Genomic DNA, 8381 nt, shown 5'->3' with positions numbered 1-8381 from the left:
GGCGGCGCGGGCGGTGCGGGCAGCCGGGAGGCAGGGCTCGCGGTGGAGATCGCCACGGGGGATGCGCTGGACGTGCATCACGTCTCGGTGCACGAGCGGCTCTCCGCGCTGTTCAGCGTCACCCTCGTGGTGCACAGCAGGAACGCCGACCTCGCGTTCGACGAGGTGGTGGGGCAGGAGGCGCGGTTTCACCTGCGGCACGGGGACCACAGCCGCACCTGGACCGGGCTGTGCAACCACATCCAGCAGCTCCGCGCCGAGGAGGAGGGGGAGTCGGTCTACGAGCTGAGCCTGGTGCCGACGCTGTGGCTGCTCACCCAGCGGCGCAATTACCGCATGTTCCAGCAGATGTCGGAGCTGGACATCGCGAAGAAGCTGCTCGACGAGTGGTCGATCCCGTTCGAGGAGAAGCTGACCGAGAGCTACAAGCCCCGCAAGTACCGGGTGCAGTACGGCGAGAGCGACTTCTCGTTCCTGTGCCGGATGCTGGAGGACGCGGGGATCACCTTCTACTTCGTGGAGGGCGAGGAGGAGACCCGGCTGGTGCTCGCCGACGCGCCGCAGGCGAACCCGCTGCGGGAGCCGAGGATCCGCTTCCACGACGACGTGACCACGGCGGGCGCGAACGAGTACGTGACGGGGGTCCGCTTCGGGCAGCGGGTGCGGCCGGGCCGGTACACGATGCAGGACCACGATTACCGGCGACCGCCGACCTACAAGCTGGCGAAGAGCGCCGAGGCGCTGGCGCGCGGGGTGGAGTCGCGGCTCGAGCGGTTCCACTACACGCCGGGGGCGTTCCTGTTCAGGGCCGACAAGGGAGAGGACAACCCGGTCGCGGACGACAAGGGCAAGAGCCGGGTGGACGAGAAAGAGGGCGAGGCGCTGGCGCGGAAGCGGCTGGAGGCGAAGCGGGCCACCGGGAAGCAGTGCACCTTCTCGACGGACGCGCACGATCTCGCCCCGGGGGTGGTGATGGGGATGCTCGACCACCCCAAGTCGGAGCTGGGGCCGGACAGGAAGCTCTTGATCCTGGAGTGCAGCCTGGAGGGCACGCAGAACGGCGCGTGGACGCAGCAGTGCGAGGCGGTGAGCGCCGAGGTGGCGTACCGACCCCCGCTGTCCGCGCCCAAGCCGAAGGTGAACGGAGTGGAGAGCGCGACGGTGGTGGGGCCTCCGGGAGAGGAGATCCACTGCGACGAGTTCGGGCGGGTGCGGGTGCACTTCCACTGGGACCGCGAGAGCAAGATGGACGACAGCAGCTCCTGCTGGATCCACGTGAGCCAGGCCTGGGGCGGGGCCGGCTACGGGGGGATGAACCTGCCGCGCGTCGGGCAGGAGGTGATCGTGGACTTCCTGGGCGGGGATCCGGACCGGCCGATCATCGTCGGGCGGGTGTACACGAACCTGCAGAAGGTCCCGTACAAGCTGCCGGAGAGCAAGACGCAGAGCGGGTGGAAGAGCAACTCGACGGGCGGCGGCGGGGGCTACAACGAGATGATGTTCGAGGACGCCAAGGGCCGGGAGCTGCTCAACATCCAGGCGGAGAAGGACCTCAAGAAGCGCGTCAAGAACAACGAAGACGTCACCATCGGCAACAACCGCACGAAGCGCGTCAAGGCCAACGACAGCCTCACCGTGGGCGGCAACCGCGCCCACATGGTCGCCCAGAACGAGCAGGTCAAGGTGGGGTCGAACCAGGCCCTGGCCGTGGGCGTGAACCGCTCGACGATGGTCGGCGCGGTGGACGCGACGACGGTGGGCGACACGCACATGATCAGCATCGTGCCCGCCGACGGACCCACGGCCGGCGGCGGCGGCGGCGGAGGCGGCGGAGGCGGCGGTGGCGGCGGTGGCGGCGGCGCGGCGGCCGGTGGTGGGGGTCCGACGACGGCCACGATGAAGGACAAGAAGATCGTCTTCGACTCGGGCGCGGGAGCGTCGATCACCGTCGACGGGTCCAAGATCTCGATCGTGGCCAGCGAGGTCACCGTGGTCGGCACCAGCGCGGTGAACGTGGTATCACCCGGGGTGACGAACGTGCTCGGGGGCAACGTGCTGAACCTGGTCTCGTCAGGCGGCGACGTGAACGTGAAGGGCGGGCCGATGGTGAAGATCAACTCGTGACGCCGGGCGCCGCCGGGGCCCTGACGGGGGCGCCTGCCGCGTGGATCAGCCCCAGCGCCGACGGCCGGCGCGCAGCTCGTCCACCGCACCGCGGAGGAACGCCGTCACGGCCTCGGTGCTCCAGGGGGTCTTCCCCGCGGGCATGAGCCCCGAGGCAGGCGCGCGCCCCGAGGCAGGCGCGATGGACAGGCCCGAGGCGTCCACCTCCGCGCGGCGGCCGGCGTCGAAGTCCTGCCCCGCCACGCGGGCGACGATGATCTCCGCGGGCCATTTCTCGTTCAGGAACATCATCACCTGCGCGACCATCTCCCCGTGATCGTCGAGGCGCGCGACGAGGGCCTGCTCGTCCGTCACCGCGATCCCGGTCGTCTCGTCGTCGGCCAGGTAGAAGACGATCGACCTGCTCGGCCCCAGCGTCCGCGCCAGCACCGCGATCTCGGGGGCCACGGCGACGGCCAGCGTCTGCATCAGGTCCTCATCGAAATGCCACGTCCCCGGGCGCTCCGCCGGCTCGACCCAGCCGTGCGCCTGGAGCTTCGCCATGAGGCGGGGGAGGTTCTCCTCGGTGAACGCCTGAAAGAGCGCCTCGTCGAGGCCCACGAGCTTGCGCGCATTCAGGAGGCCAACCAGCGCCGCGAGTTCGTCGATGTCGAGGGTGAATGCCTTCATGGTTCCTCGCTCTCACCCGTGAGCCATTTCCAGGCATCGGAGGAGGCGTCTCGGACACGCTCGCGCGCCTCGCGTTCGGTCTCCTGGGCATCTTTGTAACCCCCGGAGATGCGCTCGTAGGCCTTGTTCCCCTTTTCCCAGACGGTCGAGCCGCCGTTGTCCCAGATGGGGACGACCCCATCCATGACGCGGTTACCCAGCCGGTCCACGACCTTTTGCTTCAGGGTTCGGTCCGGGAGCTGGCCTCGCCAGTACTCGATGCCGGATCGCTGTCCGCTGAGCGGATCGCTGGTGTCACGATTCTCACGCCGGAGGTAATTGTAGCCGGGGCCCCGCTGCTGATAGTTGTAGAGATACCCTGCGGCGTCGTGCACAGCGCCGTGATACCCGAGCGCGGAGTCGTTGCAATCCACCGCCTTGTTGCCCGGACCGACGAGCCCCCCGGTGGGATTCAGGTACGCGCCGAAGACGGGGTCCACACCGAGCGCGTCTCCGACGACCTTGCCATAGCGGAGCTGCGAGGTCGTGCCCATGAAATCACGGTTCTTCTCGTTGAGTTCCTCGATCGGGTCGAGCCCCTTCTCGGCGATCCTCCGTCTTTGCTCGGCCTCGAGATCCAGGGTGCGCTTCCATTCCTGCTGGAGCTCCGAGAGAGGTCGCTTTCGCAGCTCCGCGATCTTCGCCAGCGCCTCGGCGACCTCGGGGTGATCCGGGTCGTCGCGATGCCTGGCGAGCGTCTCCATCGCCTTCCGGAGTTCGGGGTCGTTCTCACCCTCGAATTTCATGCCAATCAACGATTTGAGGTACGGGTCCTTGAAAAGGTCGTCGACGGGGTCGCCGCCCGAGCCAATGAGCACCGTGGGGAAGCCGAAGACGATGACGCCCGCGTGCTCGGTCGTGTCGCCCATGCGGGCCGCCGGCTTGCCGCCGATGAGCACCGTGCCTGCCCCGGTGGCGATCACGTCGACCGCGCCCTGGCACTCGCACTGGTCGTCGACGCGGGCCGCGGGCAGGTTGCCGATGACGACGGTGGGGCACCCCGGCGGGAGGATCGGGCCTCCGACATGGGCAGGGCAGACGTGCGGATCCCCAACGCGCGCAGCGAGCTCGGTCATGGCGGGACGACCAGGCTATCAGAGCACGCCATGCGCACGCTGCCTCGAAGCGGGGCGTTCATCGCGCGGATCCAGCCGTACGCGGCGCGTCGTTGGCCGCCCTGCCGCCCTGCCGCCCTTCCCTGCCGCCCTGCCGCCCTGCCCTGCCGCCCTGCCGCCCAGACGCCCTGCCCTGTCGCCCTGCCGCCTTGCCGGGGCGCGTCACAACTCCCGCTGGGCCGCGACGGCCTCGCGCACGCCGTCATCGAGCGCTGGCTCTGCAGCCATCCGCCGGAGCCACACCCGCTCCACGCGCATCAGGGCGGTCTTCGGGATGCGCAGGTCCACGAGCACCTGATCGACCTGGCCCCGCTCCAGCGCGACCGTGATCCGGGCATATTCCACCGGCAGGATGGGCCCGCGCTCCTTTTCGAGCCGCTCCAGGTAGGCGGCGTCGAACCGCTTCAGGAGCGCCTGCTTCCCCTGGGCAGTCTCGCCGCGGATCGCCTCCACCCAGCGGCGCTCGACGGTCGCCCACGTCTCGGGGGCGAGGTCGTGCTCCTTCAGGATCGTCGCCCTCTCGGCCGGGCGGCAGGCGAGTGAGGCAGAGATCTCCGCGCACCGTTCCAGGGGAACGTCGGCCGGGGTCCTCGACGCGGGTGCTTCGGCGGGCGGCGGGGCGGCCTCGGTGCCCGGCGGCGCCTGGCCCTCAGGGGGCTGGCGCTCCAGCGCGGGCTTCGGCGCGGGCTTCGGCGCAGGCTCCGGCGAGAGGTGAAGGCGGGGCTCGCGCAGGCCGGAGGACGGGGCGTCCGTGGAGGCAGCAGCAGACACCAGGGGCGGCGGAGCGACGGCGTACGGCGGCGGCGGCGGCGGCGCGGCGGCGGACAGTGGAGGCGGCGGCGCGGCGGCGGGCGTGAAGAGAGGCGCGGCTTCGGGGCGCGGCGCGGCTGCCGGGGAAGAGGTCGCAGGTGTCGCCACGAAAGGGAGCGCAGCGCGGCTCGGGGTCGCGGTCGGAGGGGCGGCGTCGGCGGGCGTGCCCCAGGAAGGTGCAGCGCTGGCGGCGGTGCGGAAGGGCATGGGTGGGGCTGCCGCGAGGGGGACGGAGAATGCCGGGAACTCCTCGGTGACGTCGGGCGGCAGCGCGCTCTCGGGAGGGGGGTCGACCGCGCCGCGATCGGTGACGGTGAGCGGGGCGGTGGGAGACGCGGGCGGAGTCCAGGGGACCGCGAAGGGGAGCGCGATGTTGCTCGGGGTCGCCGCGCGGGGCGGAGGCTCTTGCGCGAAGGGGAGCGCGGTGCTGCCCGGGGTCGCCGCGCGGGGCGGAGGCTCTTGCGCGAAGGGGAGCGCGGCGCTGCCCGGGGTCGCCGCGCGGAGCGGCGATTCGAGGTGCATGAGGGTGCCGGTGTCCACGCGGGGCTGGGAAGCGGGCGCTGTTGCGCTGCCAGGGCCCGGCACGGGAGACGCGGGGTCGAGCTGCACGAGGGTGCCGGTGTCCACGCGGGGCTGGAAGGCGGAACGCGGATCGGATGAGGGGGCGGGTTGCCCGGCAGGAGGCGCGGGCATCATGGGCAGGGTCGCGCGACCGTCTTCAGGCAGGTCGTCGAGGAAAGGGAGGGCGGCGAGACGCTGGGCGGCGCGGGCCGCGAGGCTGAGGGTACGGCCGGCGTCGTCGTCTTCCTCCAGGTCTAGGGTGAGCACGGCATCGAGGCCCGGGCTGAGGGTGCCCTCGGGGTCCACAGGCTGCCGGGGCTGGCTGGGAGGTGCCGCGGGGACGCGGGTGCCGGAAGAGGGCTCGGCACGGCTCGATGCGGGAGAGGCGCCGGTGCCCTCCGCGGTGACGACGATGCGTCCAGCTTCCTCGGGGTGGCTCAGGGAGAGGCGGCCGCGCCAGACGAGGGTGCAGAGGCCTCGGTCAGTGTCGATCCAGAGGGTGTCGCAGCGCAGGGGGATCTCCTCGGCGAGCCTGCCAGGGCGGGCGGCGCTGGCGCGGGGGCGGAGGCCGGGGAGGCTGGTGACGAGGCGGGGGTGGTCGGGGTGGAGGTGCTCGAGGACGAGGCGGGCGTTGTCGTGAAGCTCGGCGATCTGCTGGTCGCGGGGGGCGACGTTGAAGAAGCCCGGGTCGAAGCCTTCGGGGAGGGATTGCTCCCACCAGCGGTCGTGAGGCCAGGTGCCGGCGTGACGGCCGAGGCGGTCCCGGCGCGAGGGCCAGGTGGGCGCGATGGGGCCGAAGCCGATGGGGTCCATGGTGTCCTCACGGCAGGTGACGTGGAGGCCCACGGGCTGGAGGCTGGGGAGTGGGACCTGGCCGTGCGCGTCGGGTGGCGCATCCGCGCGAACGCCGACGGGGTTCCAGGAGCCAGGGCCGCCGGCAGCGCGCTCGTAGCGGAGGGAGACCTTGGTGACGCGGGGGCCTTCGCGGAGCTGGCCGTCCTGGGTCCAGGCGCGGGGGGCGAAGGCTTCAAGAGACTTGTCGAGGTCGGAGACGACGAGGCGGACGACGATGGAGGCAGCCGGGACGCCGCGCGGGGCGTGGGCGCTGCCGACGAGGACGACATCGGCGCGGGGCTTGAAGGGGGCGAGATCGGAGGCGATGGCGAGGCTGCGGGTGGGGTCGTCGTTCCAGTGGGTGTCGTCCTCGAAGACGGGCTCGGGGGTGTCGTGGACGGGGGATTCGCCGGGCTGGAGGCGGTAGGTGGCTTTGCAGACGAGGGTGAGGTTCCAGCCGCCGCGCGCGGTGGGCCAGATGCGGGAGGCGACGCGGAGAGCGGCAGCGCTGGAGGTGAGGTGCACGGGAGCATGGTATCAGCGCGGGCGGGAGGCACGAGGGCCGTGGGGGCGCTGCTACCCTTCGCCGCGCAGCAGGGTCGCCGGAAAGTTCGTCAGGAGAGCGGCGGCTCGGATGACCGAACACGGGGAGACGAGGGCATGACGGAGCGCAGGGTGCGGGTGGGAGGGGTGGAGATCTGGAGCGAGGCGGTGGGAGATCCGGAGGGGGCGCCGCTGTTGCTGATCATGGGGGCGAATGCGTCGGGGCTGGTGTGGCCAGAGGCGTTCGTGAAGATGCTGGCGGCAGGAGGGCACCGGGTGATCCGGTACGACCACCGGGATACTGGCACGTCGACGCGGCGGGCGTTTGCGGCGCGTCCGTACAGCGTGGAGGACCTGGCGCGGGATGCGGTGGGGGTGCTGGATGGGCACGGGGTGGAGGCGGCGCACGTGGTGGGGATGTCGATGGGAGGGACGGTGGGGCAGGTGCTGGCGCTCGATCACCGGGAGCGGCTGCGCACGCTGACGGTGATGATGACGGCGGCGCTGGGGGTGGACTTCGTGGGGAACATGCAGCGTGCAATGGCAGGACTGCCGTCGCTGGATGGGCTGCCGACGCCGAGGAGAGAGGTGCTGGAGGCGCTGGGAGGGCGGGCGCAGGGGGTGCGGGATCGGGAGGCGGAGCTGGACCGACGGGTGGCGGAGTGGCGGGTGCTCTCGGGGGAGGTGCTGCCGTTCGATGCGGAGGCGTTCCGGGCGATGGAGGAGCGGGTGATGGATCACGCGGGGACGCTGGATCCAGCGATGACGCACCTGCTGGCGGAGCCGGTGGCGCTCGCGCGGGGGGCGGAGCTCGGGGGGATCACCACGCCGACGCTGGTGATCCAGGGGATGGCGGATCCGCTCAATCCGCCGCCACACGGGCGGTATCTGGCGGGGAAGATTCCGGGGAGCCGTTGCGTGGAGGTTCCGGGGATGGGGCACGCGCTGATCGCGGCAGTGCAGCGAACGGTGGCGGAGGCGATCCTGGCGCGCACGCAGGCGTGAGGTGAGGCGGGGGGCGCGGGAGGGCTGGGCGGCGGGCAGCTCGACGACGTCCACCTGGTCGAGGGTGCGGGGAAGGCGAACGTGTTCTTCAAGGTGGCCAAGCAGGGGTGTCCTGGCTGCGTCTCGGGCACACCACGCTCATGAAGCGACGGACGGCAGGCTACGGGGAGGCCTGGTTGTGGCGCCGCGTGAGGGCGTGCTCTCATCGCGTGTCATGGATGAACCTGTAGCGAGTCCGCCAGCGCGCCCGCCGATGAAGCCGCGCTCCAAGGCCCTCGTCGCTGGCCTGGTGGGGGTCATCGTGGCCGGGGTGGTGGGGCTCGCGGTGGTGCTGATGGCGCGGACGAGCACGCCGGAGTGCACGACGCGGTCGTACACGGACCTCACGGAGAACGCGATCTGCGTGCTGGAGGGCCGCGTGGAGCTGATCGACGACGCCAACCGCGCGCTCAATGCGCGGGAGATCACGGGCGAGGACGCGGGGAAGCTCGATTATTTCCACCTGGTCGACGACGCCGGGAGAGCGTTGATCTTCTTCGATGTGGCCAAGCACAAGATGCCCGCGGCAGGGGCGCAGGTGAAGGTGAAGGCGAAGGTGCTGGTGGAGTCGGCGAAGGCGACGCCGCGGCTGGTGGCGGAGAGCCTGGACTGAGGACGGAGAGGCCTCTCGGCAGGGCAGGC

The 8381-nt window shown here is 71.4% G+C and carries 5 protein-coding genes and 1 pseudogene; 3 read left to right on the top strand and 3 right to left on the bottom strand.

The features are described from left to right. A partial coding sequence (locus CAP_RS37385; RefSeq protein ID WP_052376670.1) for a type VI secretion system Vgr family protein occupies positions 1–2124 on the top strand: 2124 nt, incomplete at its 5' end. A 45-nt stretch (positions 2125–2169) separates the two neighbouring features. On the opposite strand, the gene CAP_RS37380 is transcribed toward CAP_RS37385, so the two are convergent. The 3 genes and pseudogenes from CAP_RS37380 to CAP_RS37370 all read right to left on the bottom strand — a co-directional run bounded on the left by CAP_RS37380 (position 2170) and on the right by CAP_RS37370 (position 6677). Next, entirely contained in the window at positions 2170–2793 is a 624-nt protein-coding gene (locus tag CAP_RS37380; RefSeq protein WP_044249832.1) for a hypothetical protein, read from the bottom strand. Between the two features lie 845 nt (positions 2794–3638). Then, a pseudogene (locus tag CAP_RS55905) lies at positions 3639–3908 on the bottom strand (PAAR domain-containing protein); the annotation flags it as partial. Positions 3909–4109: 201 nt separating this feature from the next. Then, positions 4110–6677, bottom strand: a complete 2568-nt coding sequence (locus CAP_RS37370; protein ID WP_044249830.1) for a DUF2169 family type VI secretion system accessory protein — start codon at positions 6675–6677, stop codon at positions 4110–4112. A 135-nt stretch (positions 6678–6812) separates the two neighbouring features. Here CAP_RS37370 and CAP_RS37365 point away from each other — a divergent pair, with 135 nt between their 5' ends. Beyond that, positions 6813–7700 carry an alpha/beta fold hydrolase gene (locus tag CAP_RS37365; RefSeq protein ID WP_044249828.1) on the top strand — a complete coding sequence of 296 codons (888 nt, stop codon included), beginning with the start codon at positions 6813–6815 and terminating at the stop codon, positions 7698–7700. 214 nt (positions 7701–7914) lie between these two features. Next, a complete protein-coding gene (locus CAP_RS37360) occupies positions 7915–8352 on the top strand; it encodes a hypothetical protein (protein ID WP_156041492.1) in 438 nt (145 codons plus the stop codon). Positions 8353–8381 lie beyond the last annotated feature (29 nt).

The sequence above is a fragment of the Chondromyces apiculatus DSM 436 genome (assembly GCF_000601485.1).
Taxonomy (GTDB): domain Bacteria; phylum Myxococcota_A; class Polyangia; order Polyangiales; family Polyangiaceae; genus Chondromyces; species Chondromyces apiculatus.
The sequence above is the reverse complement of the archived record's forward strand: the minus strand, read 5'-3'. Positions and strand labels throughout refer to the sequence as shown.